The 18,338-nt window shown below is 61.0% G+C and carries 12 protein-coding genes, 1 pseudogene and 1 riboswitch; of the genes and pseudogenes, 2 read left to right on the forward strand and 11 right to left on the reverse strand.

Annotation, left to right across the window (positions count from 1 at the left end):
* Together C1719_RS15755 and C1719_RS11150 are read right to left on the reverse strand one after the other, a co-directional pair.
* A partial coding sequence (locus C1719_RS15755; RefSeq protein WP_219717858.1) for a hypothetical protein occupies window positions 1–261 on the reverse strand: 261 nt, incomplete at its 3' end.
* A 9-nt stretch (window positions 262–270) separates the two neighbouring features.
* The gene (locus C1719_RS11150) at window positions 271–2,385 is read right to left on the reverse strand and encodes a prenyltransferase/squalene oxidase repeat-containing protein (RefSeq protein ID WP_102375175.1); all 2,115 of its coding nucleotides are present in this window, start codon (window positions 2,383–2,385) and stop codon (window positions 271–273) included.
* 122 nt (window positions 2,386–2,507) lie between these two features.
* Window positions 2,508–2,653, reverse strand: a riboswitch (adenosylcobalamin (AdoCbl) riboswitch).
* A gap of 114 nt (window positions 2,654–2,767) precedes the next feature.
* Between C1719_RS11150 and C1719_RS11160 the strand changes: the two genes are divergently transcribed.
* Window positions 2,768–3,133 carry an MGMT family protein gene (locus C1719_RS11160; protein ID WP_102375177.1) on the forward strand — a complete coding sequence of 122 codons (366 nt, stop codon included), beginning with the start codon at window positions 2,768–2,770 and terminating at the stop codon, window positions 3,131–3,133.
* 140 nt (window positions 3,134–3,273) lie between these two features.
* Here C1719_RS11160 and C1719_RS11165 read toward each other — a convergent pair whose 3' ends face one another.
* Complete coding sequence (locus C1719_RS11165) at window positions 3,274–5,007, reverse strand: NAD(P)/FAD-dependent oxidoreductase (RefSeq protein WP_102375178.1); 1,734 nt, start codon at window positions 5,005–5,007, stop codon at window positions 3,274–3,276.
* Window positions 5,004–6,245 (reverse strand): aminoacetone oxidase family FAD-binding enzyme, encoded by a 1,242-nt coding sequence (locus tag C1719_RS11170; protein WP_102376043.1) that lies wholly within the window; start codon window positions 6,243–6,245, stop codon window positions 5,004–5,006. Before C1719_RS11170 ends, C1719_RS11165 begins: the two co-directional genes overlap by 4 nt.
* A 173-nt stretch (window positions 6,246–6,418) precedes the next feature.
* On the opposite strand from C1719_RS11170, the gene C1719_RS11175 reads away from it, so the two are divergent.
* A complete protein-coding gene (locus C1719_RS11175; protein ID WP_180963571.1) occupies window positions 6,419–7,984 on the forward strand; it encodes a response regulator transcription factor in 1,566 nt (521 codons plus the stop codon).
* A gap of 205 nt (window positions 7,985–8,189) precedes the next feature.
* Here C1719_RS11175 and C1719_RS11180 read toward each other — a convergent pair whose 3' ends face one another.
* The 7 genes and pseudogenes from C1719_RS11180 to C1719_RS11215 form a co-directional block, all read right to left on the reverse strand.
* Window positions 8,190–9,605: an SLC13 family permease gene (locus C1719_RS11180; RefSeq protein ID WP_146007889.1), complete on the reverse strand. Its 1,416-nt coding sequence runs from the start codon at window positions 9,603–9,605 to the stop codon at window positions 8,190–8,192.
* 78 nt (window positions 9,606–9,683) lie between these two features.
* Complete coding sequence (locus C1719_RS11185) at window positions 9,684–10,925, reverse strand: MFS transporter (RefSeq protein WP_102375181.1); 1,242 nt, start codon at window positions 10,923–10,925, stop codon at window positions 9,684–9,686.
* Window positions 10,926–11,521: 596 nt separating this feature from the next.
* Window positions 11,522–11,737: a hypothetical protein gene (locus C1719_RS11195; RefSeq protein WP_102375183.1), complete on the reverse strand. Its 216-nt coding sequence runs from the start codon at window positions 11,735–11,737 to the stop codon at window positions 11,522–11,524.
* 19 nt (window positions 11,738–11,756) lie between these two features.
* Complete coding sequence (locus C1719_RS11200; RefSeq protein ID WP_102375184.1) at window positions 11,757–12,104, reverse strand: 4Fe-4S dicluster domain-containing protein; 348 nt, start codon at window positions 12,102–12,104, stop codon at window positions 11,757–11,759.
* Window positions 12,105–12,120: 16 nt separating this feature from the next.
* On the reverse strand, window positions 12,121–14,382 hold the full coding sequence (locus C1719_RS11205; RefSeq protein ID WP_245874502.1) for a molybdopterin-dependent oxidoreductase: 2,262 nt from the start codon (window positions 14,380–14,382) through the stop codon (window positions 12,121–12,123).
* A 635-nt stretch (window positions 14,383–15,017) separates the two neighbouring features.
* A complete protein-coding gene (locus C1719_RS11210; protein ID WP_102375185.1) occupies window positions 15,018–16,433 on the reverse strand; it encodes an alanine/glycine:cation symporter family protein in 1,416 nt (471 codons plus the stop codon).
* 413 nt (window positions 16,434–16,846) lie between these two features.
* Window positions 16,847–18,318 (reverse strand): annotated as a pseudogene (locus C1719_RS11215) (alanine/glycine:cation symporter family protein); the annotation flags it as partial.
* Window positions 18,319–18,338 lie beyond the last annotated feature (20 nt).

Genomic DNA, 18,338 nt, shown 5'->3' on the forward strand with positions numbered 1-18,338 from the left:
GGCGGCTTCATCGTCTTCGGCACGCGATTCTGCGGGTTCGACTCCCGCCGCATCCAAATCGAGTCCGACAGGATCGACCTGCGCATCGGCAGCATCCCCGCCCTTCTCGACGGCCGGCTCGATCGCCTCGGCACCCGTCGGATCCAACTCGCCCGGCTTTTCACCATGGGGAATTGCGACGGATGCGATCCGCTCGGTCTTCAACGGATCATCGCCGGATTCGGCATCGGGGCCGACGGTTCGCTTTGGAATATCGTCCACGAAGGTCTCCTACCTCATGCTTGCCCGCTGGCTGCAAACGCCGCGTCGGCGAACCGCAGCCGCGAGGCCGACGAGCGCGCACAGCGCGATCCCCGCCACACTCGCCACGGGAGTCGCGTCGCCGGTTTTCGCCAGTCTATCGTCATTGGCCGCAGGCGCTTCCGCCGCACCGGGCAACCCCGCAACGCCATCCGCGGCCTGCAGATACACGTTGTAGGCGGCACCGGTGTTCTTGAATCCCTGATAGGCGACCATCGCACGGAATCCCTGCTCGGTGGCCATCTCGTTTTCGCTCGCCCCGAAAACGAATCCGGTTCGGGACTCGTTTGCGAACGACAGCAGCGCAGACAGGGGCGTCTCGCCGCTCTCGACGGCCCATGACGTGGCTGGATCGATTCCAACGGCGGCAAGGGCGATCACCGCAACTGCCGTCGAGTTCACATTCGACTGAGTCGCAAGGCCGCCATTGCCCAGCGAGGGAAAACCTCCGTCGGCAAGCTGCAGGCTCTTGAGCGCGGAAAGGGCATCCTGCAACGCCGCCTCAACGCGCGCATCGCTGCGGTACGGGGCAAGAGCCGCAATCACCATGGCCGTTACGTCGGGATCCGCCGCAGAGGTGCCGTCGAGCGCGAACCCGCCATCGGGAAGCTGGCTTGCAAGCACGTCGTCGATGAGCTGCTGCTCAGACGAAGCGCCAGCAGGAACGGCATAGGGTCCGCTCTTGTATGCGAGCAGGGCAAACGCTCGCCCGTTGATCCCGTTGGTCGCTATCGCGGTCGAACCCAGCGAGTCGATCAAACTCGTTCCATCCTGGTTTGCGATGCCATCGGCATCGACGCCGATGGCCGTGAGGGCGAGAATGTTCTTCTGCAGAGCCGTCGGATTGGCAACGCCGATCGATTCGCGTACCGAATCGACAAGCGCATCCTTGTCGACGGCCGAGGACTGGCCGATGGCGGCGAGATCAAGCGCCTCCCATGGTTCGGACGTCGCCGAAAACGAGCTGGCAATCGACGAGAAAAGCTGCGCGTAAGCCTCGCTGTCAAGAGCAACCGGATCATAGGTTTCGTCGGTTGTCGGAGGCTTGATCGGGGGAACCGCCACCTCGGAGCCATCGGTCGCCGAAGCGATGAGGGCGGCCCAGTCGGCGGGCGCCTGCGCGGTGGGGAAGCTCGACCAGGCAAACTGGTAGGTTACTCCATCGACGAGCGCGTCCCCGCTTTGTCCTTCGGTACCGCTCGCATACTGCTTGTTTTTGTAAGTTGACCAGGATAGAGGCGATCCAGCCGCATTTGCAAGCGTTGCTCCCTTGTTGGGGGTAACGGAGAAAAGATAGGGGCCGTAGCTCATATCCTTGAACGAGTAATCCTGTATGTCGCCTGCAGCTTTCGCTGCGGCAAACAGATCCTCCACCGTGGCATCCTCCGCAAACGGATACTGCTTGTTCACCGCAATGATCGGTTCGCCGGAAAGATCAAGGCCCGCCACAACGGAAAGCGTTGCGACGCCCTTCTTCGCATCGCCTCCCGCAATCTGCGTGCTCGCATCCGCTGCATCAACGATCGGAGTCCAATCGGAAGGAGCGGCTGCCGTCGGATAGCTCGACCATGCGAACTGGTACGATGCGCCGTCGACAAGCGCTTCGGTGCCCTGGGCTTCCGCATCGACCGCATACGCTCCGTTTTTGTAGCTTCCCCAATACAGAGACCCGTCAGGCGCGTTCTCCACGACTGCTCCGGTTTTCAGCGTAACCGACCGAATGTAGGATCCGTAGCCCTCGTCGACGAAGACGTAGTCCTTGATCTCCCCCGCGGCTTTCGCTGCGGCAAACAAGCCCTCCACCGTTGCACCTTCGGAAAACCGGTACTTCGTATTCACCACGACATTCGGGCTGCCGTCGAAATCGAGGCCGTAGACGATCGTCAACGTGGCGGTGCCGGCCGTCTGCTCGGATGAAGCCATCGGCGCCGCCTGCGCATCGCCCGAGGCGCTGTTTTCGGCGAATGCCGTCCGAGGCGCCAAGCTCAAACACAGCGCGAGCGCCAGAAGCACCGCCCCGATCTTCGCATGGATTGTGCGGCCCGCCTGCGCGCCGAGCGCGGCGCGGTCGTTTGATCGAATCACTGTCCTGCTCCTTTCGTCGTGTACCCCATCGAAAAAGAAGACAGCATCGATACCGCGACCATTGCGTCGTGGCCCGTTTCGGCTCTCGAAAATAAGCCGAGGCAGCCCGTAGGCAGCACCCGGGTTTGCGATTGCAGTAGCTCGCTGCTCACGCAGACACGCTTCTCGGCAAGTGTTCTGGCTGAATGGGCTGGCGCCCAAATCACAGTGGCGGTACCGTGCGGGATTCGCACCCGGCTTTCCTCGCCTGAGACGTCTTCTTTTGTTCGGGAGATTATACACTGCAAAACGCGCTTGTCCTTCATGAAAACGCGACTACCGCCTGTGTTATCCTACGGTTTTGCCAAAGATAAGCCGCAAAGCATTACACGAAGGAGAACCCATGCCGACGTTTTCGGAGCGCGTGTTCGATATCGTAAAGCAGATTCCCGAAGGAAAAGTGTCCACCTACGGACAGATCGCCCGCATGATGGGCTCCCCTCGCTCGGCCCGCTACGTGGGCTGGGCGCTGCGCGGCAACAAAGAACCCGTGCCCACGCCCTGCCATCGCGTCATCTTCAAGGACGGCAGGATTTGCGAAGGATACGCGTTCGGCGGCCCGGACGTGCAGCGCAAGCTCCTCGAAGACGAGGGAGTGGCGTTTGTCGACGATATGCACGTCGACATGGAATCCTGCCTCTGGGCGCCAGAAGCCGACCGCCTTGTCCCGCCGTCCGATATCGACTGGAAAAAAGAGATGGGCCTATAGGAACCGGCGGGCAAGCCAACGAACAAGTTAGCGGGCACGCCGACGCCAAACGAGCGGGCAAGCCGGAGCAAAACGTCGGGAAAAGATGAAACATCGAGGGTTTGCACGCATGGTTGGCCGCATGTGCGCTGGCCATTCGGCTAGAGCATCGCCTCGGCCGCCAGCGCCTCGGCCACGCGAAGACCGTCGACGGCGGCGCTCATGATGCCGCCCGCGTACCCCGCACCTTCCCCACAAGGATACAAGCCCGTCGCAGATGCGGGCGGCGCAGTCGACACGGCGGATGCAGCCGGTGCGGCCGAACCCGCCAGCGACGCCTGGAATCCGCTGTCTCGAACGATGCGCACCGGCGACGAGCTGCGCGTCTCGACGCCTGTCAGAACCGCTTGCGGATCGGCGAAGCCATGCAGCTTTCTGTCAAGCAACGGCAGCGCCTCGGCAATCGCATCCGCCACGAAGCCCGGAAGGCACTCCCGAAGGTTGCACCAGGCAACGCCGCGCGCGCAGGTGGGCGAAACGGATGGTGCGAAAGCCGTGCGGCCCCCCGCGAGGAAATCCCCAACCGTCGAAGCAGGCGCCGCATAAGGAGAGCCCCCCGCTTCGATGGCGCACCGATACGCCGCACGCTCGATGCGCTGCTGGAATTCAACGCCGGCAAGCACATCGTCGCCGGGAAAATCAGACGGATCCACACCCACGAGCAGTGCGCTGTTGGCGTTTGCGCCATCGCGCGCATATCGGCTCATGCCGTTGACGACCACGCCGTCGCGCTCGCTCGCCGCGCAGACGACTTCGCCGCCCGGACACATGCAGAACGTGTACACGCCGCGCCCGCTCGGCAGGTGCACCGCCAGCTTGTATTCGGCGGCGCCGAGGGCGGGATGCGATGCGAAGGCCCCGTACTGAGACCGGTCGATCGCCTTCTGCGCATGCTCGATGCGCACGCCGACCGAAAAGGGCTTTCGCTCCATGGCTACGCCCGCATCGCGCAGCATCGAAAACGTGTCGCGAGCGGAATGCCCACATGCGAGAACGACCCGATCCACATTCACAGCTTCGGTTTCGCCTGTTTCCCCATCGATCAGATCGGCACGAGAAAGAGCACCGTCGGAAAACACGAGTCTCTCAAGGCGGGTTTTGAACCTGACGCTTCCGCCCGCCTCTACGATGGCTTCGCGCATCGAGCGCACCACGCTAACGAGCCTATCGGTTCCCATGTGCGGTTTCGCCTGCCAGAGAATCTCCTCGGGAGCTCCCGCTTCGACAAACCAGCGCAGCACATGCTTGGTGTAGGGGTTCTTGGTGTTCGTCGTCAGCTTGCCATCCGAAAACGTTCCCGCTCCGCCTTCCCCGAACTGGATGTTCGCCTCCTCGTCGAGCACGCCCGTGCGTTCGAACTCGGCGACGGCCGAAACGCGGTCCTCGACGGCGGGGCCCCGATCGATCAGCAGCGGGCGCAGCCCCGCCCGCGCAAGGTACAGCGCCGCGAAAAGCCCCGCCGGACCCGCACCCACGACAAGCGGCCTTGCTCCGCACGTTTGCACCGAAAAGCCCTGCGCGCTCCAAAGCCGAACGAAAGCCCGCTGGGAAAGGTCGGGGATGGCAAGCGGCTCGTAGGGAGCATGGCGCTTCGCGCCTTTTGCAACAAGACGGTCTTCGAGCGCTTCGTCAGCGAGCGAAACCGCAACCGTGCAGACGAAATGAACGTCGCTCTTCCTTCGGGCATCGACGCTTCTCTTCGCAAGCCTCGCTTCGGCCACATCGTCCAATGAAATCCGCAGCGCACGCGACGCCGCCGCACGCAGCGCCGAATCGACATCGGCACCCGCAGCGAAGTCGTCGAGCTCGACTCGCAGATTCGATACCTCGATCATGGCGCGCACCGCCCCGCGGCGGCCCGTCCCGCAAGAGCGCCGCTTGTCCAGGCCCAATGGAGGTTGTACCCCCCGCAGGGAGCATCGATGTCAAGCGCTTCGCCGACAACGTACAGACCCGCGTGGAGCCGCGATTCCATCGTATCGGGCGAAAAAGGCGCAACCTCGAAGCCACCGCGGCTCACCTGGCATTGCCGCACATCCCCGGCACCCCGAACTTCGAGCCTGAACGATTTGACGGCGCAGGCGAGATCCGCTGTCCGGCCGCGGGCAACGGGGTCGTCCGCACGCATGCCGATCGACGCGCACACGGCTCGGGCGACCGGAGCCAGCAGCATGCCCGAAAGAAGCTCTACGGCGCCCCGTGAGCCGAACCGCTCGACGCGCAGCGAGAGATCGGCCGCAAGGGCATCCTCGCTCGTTTCGGGAACCAGATCCAGAGAAAGGACGTCGCCTGCTTCTGCAAAACGCGAAAGATCGAAGATCGCGATGCCCGAAACGCCGTAATCGCGGAACAGGACCTCGCCCGCCTCGCATGCCTTGAGCGAAGGCGACGGCAAAGCCTTTCGCCTCCCAGCCGCCTTATCGCCCGATTCGCACGGGCGGCCGTACAGCGAAACCTCGCAGCGCACGCGTATGTTGTTGAGGCCCTTGATGGGCGCGACATCTGTTTTGAGCGGACCGAGCACGGGCAGAACGCCCGCATAGGGGTATGCGGGAGGCAGAAGCGATTGCGCGGGTCCTCCCCCGCACGCGAGGATGACGGCGTCGGCGAAAACCGTGCCCCCGTCGGCAAAGCAAACGAGGAATCTTTCTTCGACGGGCGTGACGGCAACGACCTCGGTGCCGCACGATTCGCGCACGCCGCTTTCGCGGATGGCGAAGCGCAGCACATCGAGCACCGAAGTCGCCTTGTTCGTCAGCGGATAGATGCGGCCTTCGGCCTCCTCACGCATGACCAGGCCCAGATCCGCGAAAGAGGATCGAACCTTCTCGGGCGGCAATGCCCGATACGCTTCGCGGACAAACTCCGCATTTCGGTATACGGCGGCATCGATCGCCGAATTCGACAGGTTGCAGCGGCCGTTCCCCGTCGCAAGAATGCTCTTGCCGACGCGATCCGACGCCTCGTATACGGTTATCTCCATCCTTGCGGAGCGCCGACGGGATTCGCGCGCCGCTTCGACGGCTGCCGCAAGGCCCGCAGCGCCGCCGCCTATGATCGCTAACGTTTTCATGAATTCATAATAGCGCAAACTCCCGCGAATGCGCGCGGCCCGCGCCCAAACCGAGGCGAGCGCGCCGCGCCAGGGCACCGCGCTCCCAAATGCCCTATAATGCAAGCAGTGGAAGCAAGTCCTGCTCGGGTAGAGTGCAGCAGATTCATTCGACATGCGCATCAGGGGGCGCCATGCTCAATACAAACGCGGGGGCATTTCGGAATAAAACCACTGCCCTCAGCAACGCGGTGTACATAGAAAGCCCACTGGTCATCGGCTTCGCCGTCCAGCTTTTCTGGCTGTTCATCCTGTTTTTCCAAGCGTTCTTCCTCCACGACAACGCACGCGCAATCAACGAGTTGCAGTTCGTTTCACTCGGCCTCTCCTTCCTGATCGTGTTTCCCGCGACCTGCTTCGCCATCGGCTACTACCGCGATAGGGTCACTCGATATCTGCGCAAAAAATCGGTGCATTTCCTCATGGGATTGTGCGGGGCGATCGGGATGCTGTGCGCGGGCAGCGTCATGCTGTCGGATGGCCAAGCACCGTTCGCGCTCGCCCTGGCGGGAACCGTGCTGGCAAGCTTCGCGTGCGCGCCCGCGACGCTTCTCTGGGGCGAGGCCGCCCGCCGCCGGGACCAGAGCAAGCTTGCACTCGCAACCATCCTTTCGCTGCTTTTGGCGTTCGCACTCATACTCGCCTTGGCCTATTTCGTCGAAACGAGCCCTTTCGGAGCCGTGGTTATCGCATGCCTCGGACCCCTCTTCTCGGTCGTTTTCGTCTACAAGGCGCAGCACGACAACGAGAGCTACTTCAAACCGCAAGAGTTCGTAACCCTGCCCGACGGCACCACGCGGGCGAAAGAGGGCAAAGCCTGGGTCGAAACGTTTCACAATCTGCGCATCAGCAAGCGGGCGTTCGCCTTGCGGCTGGGGAAAAGCGCCGTTCCCTTCGGCATCGTTTACGGGTCGCTGCTGCTCGAAGGCTATCGCTCGCTTCTGTGGAAAGCGCCCCTCACGCAAGATTTTCCCGTTGAGACGCTGTGCCCCCTGCTTGCGATACTGCTGTTCACAGGACTCTTTTTCTGGCCGTACAGAAACGAGGACGGCTCGTACGCCTCCCATCGGCTCGTTCCCTTCCTGCTTGTCTTCCTCCTGTTCTCCTGCTCGCAGGGCCTGCTCGACGCAGGGAATCCGAACTACACCTGCATAGCCCTGCTCGCTCTGGCAAGCGTCGTGTTCTGGCTGTACCCGGCAGAGCTCACGATGAAATACCGCATCTCGTCCATGATCACGTTCGGGTTCTTCAACGGCTTTCTCGTCTTGGGCCTGCTCGCAGTGTTCGTCGCGAACAGCCTCATGCCTCTCGATTCGATCCCTTACTACCTGATCACCCTCGTCCGCCTCGCGTTGGTCACGCTCGGCTTCCTTTCGCTTGTCACCAACGAGCAGATGCGCGAAATCGCAACGCTCGCCAATTCCCAGACGGAGGAACGCGCCTCTTCGGACTGGCCGCAGAGGCGGCGGGCACCGTTCAGCGAACGCTGCCATCTGGTAGCGGACACGTTTCTCCTCTCGCAGCGCGAACTTGAGATACTCTGCCTTCTGGCCAAGGGGCGCAACGCCGCCCACGTGCAAAAGGAACTCGTCATATCCGAGGGAACCGTAAGAACCCATATGCGTAACATCTATCGGAAACTCGACGTGCACAGCCAGCAGGAGCTCATGGATCTCGTCGATACGATAGAGCACCACTAGACAAGCCGCATGACCTGGGCGGCGAGCAAAATCCCGTTTCAGCCGATAGGCGCGACAAGTGCGAGCCCGACCGAAACGGAAGGACCCTGCCGACGCCGATGTCGGCAGGGTCCCAGAGCGCATCGCCTAGCGCTCATTGCGAAGGCCCTTGCGCACAACCCAAAACGCCTGCGTATCGCAGCCGCAAACGGCAGTGCGGCTTTCGTCAGTAGCCCATCATCGTAACCAGTGGCAGCAACACCGTTGCATGCAGGATCATGAGGGCGATCGTCGGGATGACGCCCGACTTGAAGTAATCCACGAGCGTCCAGTAGTTGTACTTGTGCACCACCATGCTCGCGCTTTCCAAACCGTTTGCAAACGAGGTCGATGCGCTGATGGCAACCACGATCGTGAAGAACACCGGGCTGATGCCGAACGTCTCGCCGATCATGCACAAGGGCAGAAGCGTCGTTCCGATAAGCGCCGGGCCCACCGGTATGAACAGGCGGATAAGGGGAACCACGACCGCCGTTGCCACCACGAGCAGCCCCGCTCCCACCGCAAGCTTGCCGATCGACGCCTGCAGAAACCAACTCGCAGAACCCTGCTGGCGGATGCCGCCGGCAAGCGCCTGCACTGATCCGATGAGCAGGATCACGTTCCACGAAACGCTCTCGACGAACTCGTCCCACGAAAGCACCTCGATGCCGGGCACGAAACATAAAACGAGCGCCAGCAGCGCGATGCCGGTCAGATCCCACCCCGTCCAGTTGCTGGCGAGCCACAGCCCGAACGTCAGCACGAAAATGGCGAGCACCTTCCAATCGAGCGCTTCGAATTTCTCCTTGTTTGCCGAGAATTCGGCGATGCGCTCGAGCGTTTTCGCAGACAGAGGATCGGGCTTGTGCACCAGCACGACCGAGAAGTACGCCACGAACAGCAGCACGATGGCGATGGGCGTGCAGATGACGGACCAATCGAGAAACGATATCTGGATGCCCGTGCTCGCCTCGAGCATGCCCATGGCCATGATGTTCATGGAGCTGCCCGACGGCAATGCCTGCCCGCCGATGCAGGCGGCGTACGGAATGGAGATCATGAGCGCGCGCCCAAAGCGGGATTTTCCCGGCTCGGCACCCTCGATCTGCAAGACGCTGCTCACCGCGATGCCCGCGAACAGCGCGCTGCAAGGCAGATCGGAGATGAACATCGAGCAGACGAACGTCGCCGCCATGAACGAGAAGATGACGCGCTTCTCGTTGCCCTTTGCGAACTTGAGCAGAAACGACACGATGCGCATCGGTATCTTGGTTTTGAGCAGAGCAGCCGAGAGCCCGAACGAAGCGAGCACGAAGAAGATGACGCTGCTCACCCAAGCGAGCCATACCGTCGTCCCCTCGCTTGCCGAAAACGGAAGAATGCCGAATACCGGCAGCGATATCATGATGGCGATACCGGTTATGGCGAAGGGAACGGGCTCGGCCACCCATAGGATGATGCCCGCGACGAGCAGGGCAAGGCTCATCTTCCCCGGAAACGAAAGCCCCTCGGGCAACGGCAGCGCCAAAGCAACGACGACGATGCCGAGCGCGATGAGAATGCATGCAATCCGTGCAGCTACTGACTTGTCTTTCAACATGGTCAATTCACCCCCACACTAGTTGTCAGCCATGCACGCGGCTTCCGCATATCTCTGCGGAAGCCGCGCCGAATTGCCTTACCGAAGGGTTTTGCGCGTGATGATGAGCATGAGCGCGACGACGATGATGATCGGGGGCAGGCACAGGATATGCGAGCCGAGCGACCAGCCGAACGGACCGACGAAGTAGCCGAGCGCCATGCCGCCTAAAATGTTGCCGCCGTTGCGGAACACGTTCATGAGACCCATGCCCATGGCATTCTGGGAAGGGTCTTTGAGAATCTCGGGAATGGATGTCTGCACCATCGCGGGAATCCATCCCTGGCAGAACCCGTTTACGATCGCGATCACGTAGATGAGCGTCAGATCGGTCGTAGAGAACGCGAACCAGAGGAACACGAGCACAACCACCCACGCCGCGATGATCATCCACTTACGCGTGCCGAGCTTGTCTGACAGCCATCCGCCGAACGGTATGCCGATCGCGCCGAGCACCGTGCAGAGACTGACCGCGAACGCCGCAACGGAAGCGTCGATGCCCGCCGCCTCGCGCAGGTACAGCGACCAGTACGAACTCGTGGTGCCCGTTGTCGTGAGGGCGAACACCAGAAACATGATGCAGAGAATCCACAGCGACGGATTCTTGAAGGCGGCGAACTTGTTGTCGGCGGCAACATCCTCGACGCGTTTGCCGGCCGCCGCAGCCATGACCTCTTTCGACGGTTCTTTGAACAGCACCATGAGCACGATGAAGGCGACCACGCAGTACGCGCATGCGAGCCACCAGATCGACTTCCATCCCATCGAAGCGGCCATCACGGGGGCTATGTTCATGGTGATGAGCGTGCCAAGCGGCATCCAGGTCTGGAACACGGCCACCGCAAAGCCCTGTCGGCTCTTCGGAAACCACAGACTGATGGCCGTCGGGCCCGCCACGCCGATGAAGCCCATGCCGCAACCCTCGATAACGCGGGAGACGAGCAGCATTTCGAAGCTTGTCGACAACGCGCCGATCAGCGATCCCACGAACAGCGAGATCACCGAGACCGCCAAAGATTTCTTCAATCCGAAGCGATACACGAGCCCCGTTGCCGGAAAAGCCAAAATCAAACCCATGATGGAGAACACGGACATGATCCAGCCATAAGAAGACCCTGCGATGTTGAGCGCCTGGATGATTTCGACCGATATCGTTGCGGGCTTGAACATGTTCAAAGGTGCCGCAATCGCAACGATCCAGACGGCGATGAGAATAGCCCATGCGCCTTTCGGAACGGCTTCTTTGGCAGGCTTCGATGCCGTGCCTGTAGTCATTTCCATACAAATCCCCTTCCAGTCAAATGAAACAGGTGGTTATTGAGCGTGGAAACTCAACGCGATTTCGGACGGAGCACCTCTTCCATGCGTCCTTGCGCTGCGGAAAGCTCTTTTCCGCATGCGGAGCACGTAAGGGCGCGCGGTCCGTTCAGCGTACCGCAGTGCCGGCACAATCCCCTCGGAACGATTCTCTTGCGCTTTCCGGCCCCCTTGCACTCGCCGCAACCGGTACACGAATAACCGCACATGGTTTCCCCTTACTCGAACGCCGTGCTGCCCGCGCCTACTGGGGCGGCTTCGGAGCCGACGGAGCGGCGGGAGCACCGGGTGCTTTTGGAGCGGATGGAGCTGAAGCAGCGGGTTTCTGCGATTCGGGCGCGGATGCGAGCTCAACTCCGCAAAACGGACATTTCTTCAAAGCGATGCCACCCATGCTCTGGATGGTCTTACCGCAACTGGGACACGCAGAAGGCCCCGTAGCGGATGCGTCAGCAGGTCTAAAACACATGGTAAGTATATACCTTTCTCTCGGGGTTCGGTGGTGCGCTGCGCCGCCTCCGTTCGAAGCGGCGCAGCGCTTACGGCGAAGCGCCAGCCGATCAGCCCAGCTTGGTTGGCTTCGTACGCGCATACCCGCGGGTCGGCTTCAGCATGAAGCGGTTCTTCACCACGAAGAATCCAACGCGAGCCATGTCCATGCGGGTCGTCGAAAGGTCGGCGCATATCTCGTCGACCGACTTGCCGTCGTCCAGCTGGCCGTTCAGATACTCGATTTGCGCGTCGTCATCGAGCTCGAGCAACTCATCAATCGTCATGATGTTCCTCCGTTCTCGGTTAAGGCAGGTAAACGGCAACCTTGCGATCAAGCTCGGCCGCCCGCTTCTGCATGTCTTCCAAACTGCCGTACTCGAGGCAGAACGACTGGCAATGCTTCACGCACGTCGGCTCCTCGCCTTTCTCCAGACGCGCGGCGCAGTGATCGCACAGAGCCGTCGGGGCGGGAAGGTATATCCAATCCCAAGCATCGACTGCGCCCTCGCCTATCTTCATCGGTTCGGTCTCGAGAAGTTTTATGCCGTACGCGCCGATCTCGAAGCCGTGTTCGTTTTTGCATGCGACCTCGCAGCTATGGCAGCCGGAGCAGTACTTATAGTCCACAAGCAGTGCAAAATCCTTGCTCATCTGCTTCTCCTTCCGTCTAATCGCTCAGTCCGTCTACTTTTCTGATCTCGCACATCACGCCTTTGTAGGGAGCCCCGAAGCCAAGCTTGCCGATCTCCTTATGCGGGAGCAACTCGTTGATGTTCGATTTCCAAACTCCGAACAGGTTTGGCTCCTCGCCGTCCTGCTCGGGATACCACCAGCCATGGCGGGTGTGCACGACGCGCGGATCGATGATGGCGGTGATGTGCGCCTTTTCGCGCGCTTTGCCGAACGGGCTTGCGATCTCAACCCAATCGCCCTCTTCGATACCGTAGCTTGCAGCGGTTTCCGGATGGATTTCAACGACGGGCCACGGCGTGATCTCGCGCATCTGGGCCAATTGGCGGTGCTCGGAATGGAACGAGGCGTAATCGCGGGCGCCGGTGGTCATGATAAGCGGGTATTCCTCGGCAAGCTCCGGATGGCTCGTCTCGTCCCAGCGGGGCTTCTCGAAGTACGGCAGCGGATCCTCGCCCCACGCCTCGTACACGATGGAATACAGCTCGACCTTGCCGGTCACGGTGTTGAATCCGGGTTCGCCGTCGGGACGCAGCATGCCCTTCTCGTACTTCCTGTACGTATAGCTCGGCTGATAGCAACCGATCTGGCGCAGATCGTCGAACGTGAAACCGTATTCGGGAACGAGCAGCGAATCGAAGAAATCCTCGACCGAATCGTAGGGCCAGCCGGCCGGATTCAATCGCTTGCCCAGCTCGAGATCGATCTCGAGGTCGGATTTGCATTCACCGCGCCTTGAAGCCTTGTTCATGCAACCCAGGAACACCGAGTTGCGCCCGTAGTGCGGAAGCACGATGCCGTCATGCTCGGGGAAGGCCGAAAGCGGCAGGAATATATCCGCAAACGCCATGGCGGTGGGGGTCATGAACAAGTCGGTGCATACGGCGAAGTCGACCTTTTTGAGGGCTTCGTACCAGCGATGCGGCTGGGCGGAATTGGTGGGAGCGATCAGATTCGTCGAATTGAACCAGCTCATATGGATCTCGTAGGGATCGCCCGTCTCGAGCACGTCGAGCGTGACATCGGGATGGGTGGTTGCATGGGTGTACGCGAGCGCCGGATATTCTTCGGCCCCGATGCGCTGCGCCCAATCCTCTTCCGCGACGAATTGCCTGCTGTCCATGCGCCACTTGCCCATGAAGCTGTTGGGTGCGCCGACCGTCAGACCGCCGGGAACGTCGAGGTTGCCCGTGATGGCCGCAAGCGCGAGGATGGCGTGCCCCGCTTGGATGCCGTTGGACTGCTGGTCGATGGCGAGGCCCCATGCCATGGCACCCGGATGATGCGTGCCGAGATAGCGCGCCAAGGCGATGATCTGATCCTCGGGAATCCACGTCACTTCGGACACGTAGTCAACCGGGAACTCCGCAGCGCGCTCCGCGAGCTCTTCGAAGCCATAGCACCAGTTTTCAACGAAGTCGTGATCGTAGAGGTCTTCTTTGACGATGATGTTGATGAGCCCCAGCGCCAGGCACGTGTCGGTTTGGGGCTTGATCTGAATCGTCCAGTTGCCTTCGCGGCATCCGAGCCACGTAACGCGCGGATCGATGCAGATGATCCTGGTTCCGCGCTTCATGAGGTCGATGAGCGCATGGCCGTGCAGACCGTCGGGATTCGATGCGAGCGGAGCCTTGCCCCAGCATACGATGTAGTCGGGCACGACGTAGTTCGGATCGTCGTAGCGCTGCTCGAAGAAGCCCGCGTAGTCGATCTCGGGATAGCCTGCACCCAAAATGAAGTCGGACACCGTCGTACGGGGCCCGTAGCACGACCAACCCGATTGCGAATAGCAGTAATTCGGAGTTTGCAGCACGGAAAACGCGAGGGGGTAGCTGTACATGACCGCTTCGCGGCCCGTCCCCCCGTGAACCATGATGGAGCGCGCGCCGTACTTTTCCTTGATATCCTTAACCTGCTCCTCGATGATGTCGTAAGCCTCTTCCCATGTGATGCGCTCCCACTTGTCCTTGCCGCGGTCTTCGCGGGCGCGCTTCATGGGATAGATGATGCGATCGGGATGGTTGACGTATTCGACCAGATCGAGACCTGTAGCGTTCAGGCGCCCCTGGTAGATCGGATGCTCTTTGTCCCCCTCGACCTTGATGAGGTTCCCCTCCGCGTCAACAGTCAGCTCCATGCCCCATCCGACCGGATGCTCGCCCGGAGGAGACCAGGCGCAGGTCCTGAAGATGGTGGTGCCATCTGCCTGTTCGCGTTTCCATTCCTTTTTCATCGACATAATGCTCCTCTCGCCTCTTGCGCATGGATAAGCCCATGCAACTCGAACCGTGCGTCCACGTTTCATGGACAGCCGGAGCATACGATCGTCGGAAAGACGGCCTTACCATGCCCGCTATGAACTTTTGGAAACGGGCTCATACGAGACAGGGTAATACCACTATTTATATTTGCGTGAGGATACTCATACTGCCTTGGGTAGAGAGGCGTTGAACAGGAAAAACGCCAGCAACATTCGGGAAATAAGGTAGTCGCCCGCCCTCCCGATGCATTCGAAACCTCGAATGCCCGCAACGTACCGCGGCGCCCTCATGCGACGGGAATCGACCGCAAGGGCCCCTCGTGCGGGAGCGCTTGCGCAGCAGAACCCCGCCATGCCCCAAAACCTGGAATTCTGGCACAAAATTGGACCTGTGGCAATTTAGAAATATATTACATTAATAAATTCCCCTGAAATGTTTGCATAATGCCTGATGGTAAAAATCACCGATGCGGTTTTCCCACACGGTATTCTATTACACTTTGCCACAGGTCCAATTTTGTGCCAGGTTTCGAGAAATCGGGAACCGCTATGAAAAAAACGGCTGCAGGATTTCTCTCCTGCAGCCGTTTTCCGTCGAAGCGCTTGCGCGCAAGCTATTTGTTCTCGAGAACCGGAATGGGGGTTTCATCCTTCTCGTCGAGGTTCTTATCCCAAACGTAATGCTTTGTTTCGCGCGCGATAAGACCAGAAAGAGCCAGCACCACGATGATGTTGGGCACGGCCATGAGCGCATTGGTGATATCGGAAATGGTCCACACCAAATCGCCGATGCCGATGGCGCCGAGGAACGCAACGGCCACATAGAGCACCTGGTACGGGCGGATGGCACGCTTGCCGAACAGATAGGTGACGCAACGGTTACCGTAGTAGGACCATCCGAGGATCGTGGAATAGGCGAACAGGATCATGCCGAAGATGAGGATCGGCGTGCCGATGTAGGGAATCCTCGCAAACGCGGCACTCGTCAAATCGGCGCCCGCGGTAATCTGGCCACCCGCCATGATGTCGGGGTGGGCGATCACGGTCGATACGAGCACGATGCCCGTGAGCGCGCAGATGACGACCGTATCCCAGAAGGTGCCGGTCATGGAAACGAGCGCCTGCCGGGCGGGGTTGCGGGTGGTGGCCGCAGAGGCAACGATGGGTGCCGAGCCCATGCCCGACTCGTTGGAGAACAGGCCGCGGGCGCAGCCGAACTGCAACGCCATCATGAGGCCCGACCCGACCGCTCCGCCGAACGCAGCTTTGGGCGTGAAGGCGCATTCGCAGATCAGGCAGATGGCCGGCCAAACGTACTCCCAGTTCATCCCGATGATGACGATGCAACCCCACGCGTAGGCGATCGCCATGAACGGCACGAGCTTCTCGCATACCTTCGAGATGACCTTGATGCCGCCGAAGATGACGATGGACACCATAATGACGATGGCAAGGCCGATTCCCCAGGTCGGGATCCCAGGCATGTTGGAGGTGATGATGCCCGTCATGGCGCTCGACTGCACAGCCGAGCCGATGCCGAACGATGCGATGGATGCGAACAGCGCGAATGCGCCTGCACCCAACAGCGCCCACCACGGGGTTTTTCCGTTCTTCTCGAATGCGCGGCGCCACGCGTACATCGCACCGCCGAGCATGTTGCCGTTATGGTCCTTCACGCGGTATTTCACCGCAGCGTAGGTTTCAGAATACTTGGTCGCGATGCCGAATACGCCGGTGAGCCACATCCAAAGCACCGCTCCTGGGCCACCTGCGAGGATGGCCGTTGCAACGCCGACGATGTTGCCGGTTCCGATCGTAGCCGAAAGCGCCGTGGTCAAAGCGCCGAACTGGCTGATATCCCCCTCTGCATCGGGATCCTTCGTAACCGAAAGCTTGATGGCCTTCGGAATCTTTCGCTGGATGAACCCGGTCCTGATCGTCAGGAACAAGTGCGATCCCAGAAGCAGGATGATCATGGGAGGACCCCATACCGCTGCGTCGATATCGTTGATAAGCTGAACGATGTCCATGCAGACCCCTTTCTCTCCGATTGCGTTTTCCCCACAGAAACGAGAAGAGAGCCGACGCCGAAACCGATTGCCGCCCGCAGCAGGGCGAAGCCGGGAATGCCGTTTCGGTATAAGCACTTTTCCGCGCTAAAGTAATGACGCACATTATAGCCAGTCGCCCTACGGTGGTTTGTTAACAACAGGGAAATTCGCACCTAAGTACGGGGGGAACGGCGTCATACGGGCGGCGAAAGCAAGGCGGACTGCGCGCATGCGGGCAACGGAGGCGAGGCGGGCCGCACGTGTGCGGACGACGAGGGCGAGGCGGGCGGCACGGGGGCGGGCGGCGGCAAACCCGCGTTCGCCGGGGTATTTTCCCGCCACGCAGGGGGTGGGGGGTTTGTCGGCCCCGGCCGGATGCCCCCCGGAAAAGTAGGGGCGCTGTCTTNCTCGTCGAGATGCCCCTCGTAAACGTAGTGGCGCGTCTCGCGGGCCACAAGGCCCGAAAGCAGAAGCACGACGATGATGTTGGGAATGGCCATGAGGGCGTTTCCGATATCCGAGATAGTCCACACCACATCGCCCACACCGATGGCCCCGAGGAACGCAACGGCCACGTAGAGCACCTGATAGGGCCGGATCGCCTTCATTCCGAACAGGTAGGTGATGCAGCGGTTGCCGTAGTAGGACCAGCCGAGGATCGTGGTGTAGGAGAACGCAACCATGCCGAACACGAGGATCGGCGTGCCCACAAAGGGTATCTTCGCAAACGCCGTGCTTGCAAGCTGAGCACCGGTGAACAGCGTGGGATTCGCCAGAATCTCGCCTTGGATGTCGGGATGCGCCACGAGCGTCGATACGAGCACGACGCCCGTGAGCGCGCAGATGACGACCGTGGACCAGAAGGTGCCGGTCATGGCGACGAGAGCCTGCTGCGCAGGATTGCGCGTCGCAGCGGCGGAAGCCACGATGGGAGCCGAGCCCAGACCCGATTCGTTGGAGAACAGGCCGCGGGCGCAGCCGAACTGCAAAGCCATCATGAGGCCCGACCCGACCGCTCCGCCGAACGCCGCCTTCGAAGTGAACGCGCATTCGAAGATGAGTCCGAGCGCCGCGCCGAGAAACGGCGCGTTGAGCGCCAGGATCACGATGCACCCGAGCGCGTAGGCGACGGCCATGAACGGGACGAGCTTCTCGCATACCTTGGAGATGGACTCCACTCCCCCGAAGATGACCACCGAAACCAGCACGACGATCGCGATGCCGATCGCCCAGGCGGGAATCCACGGCGCGTTCGACGCGATGATGCCGGTCATGGCCGATGCCTGCACCGCCGAACCCGTGCCGATGGCCGCGATGGACGCGAAAGCCGCGAAGGCGATCGCGCCGAGGCGGGCCCCCCCGGGGGCCCTCCCCTCCCTTTTTGAAAAATCGCGCTCCCCGGTGTACATCTCGCCGCCCCGCCTTTCGCCCTTGGTGTTNTCCCTTCCTTTTTGGAAAACGCGCGCTCCCAGATGTACATCGCGCCGCCGAGCATCTCGCCTTTGTGATCTTTCACACGGTATTTGATTGCCGCAAACACCTCGGAGTATTTGGTTGCAATGCCGAACACGCCGGTGAGCCACATCCAGAACACGGCGCCCGGTCCGCCTGCAAGGATAGCCGTCGCCACGCCGACGATCGAACCGGTGCCGATAGTGGCGGCAAGCGCAGTCGCGAGCGCTCCGAAATGGGAGATGTCGCCCTCGGCATTCGCATCGGAGCTAAACGAGAGCCTGATCGCCTTCGGAAGCTTGCGCTGGATGAACCCCGTCTTGAACGTGAGGAACAGATGGCTGCCCAGCAGAAGCGCGATCATGGCCGGACCCCATACGAAACTGTCTATTGTGTTGAGCAATTCGATCATAACTGCACGATTGTACCCGA

This window comes from Raoultibacter massiliensis (genome assembly GCF_900199545.1).
GTDB lineage: Bacteria > Actinomycetota > Coriobacteriia > Coriobacteriales > Eggerthellaceae > Raoultibacter > Raoultibacter massiliensis.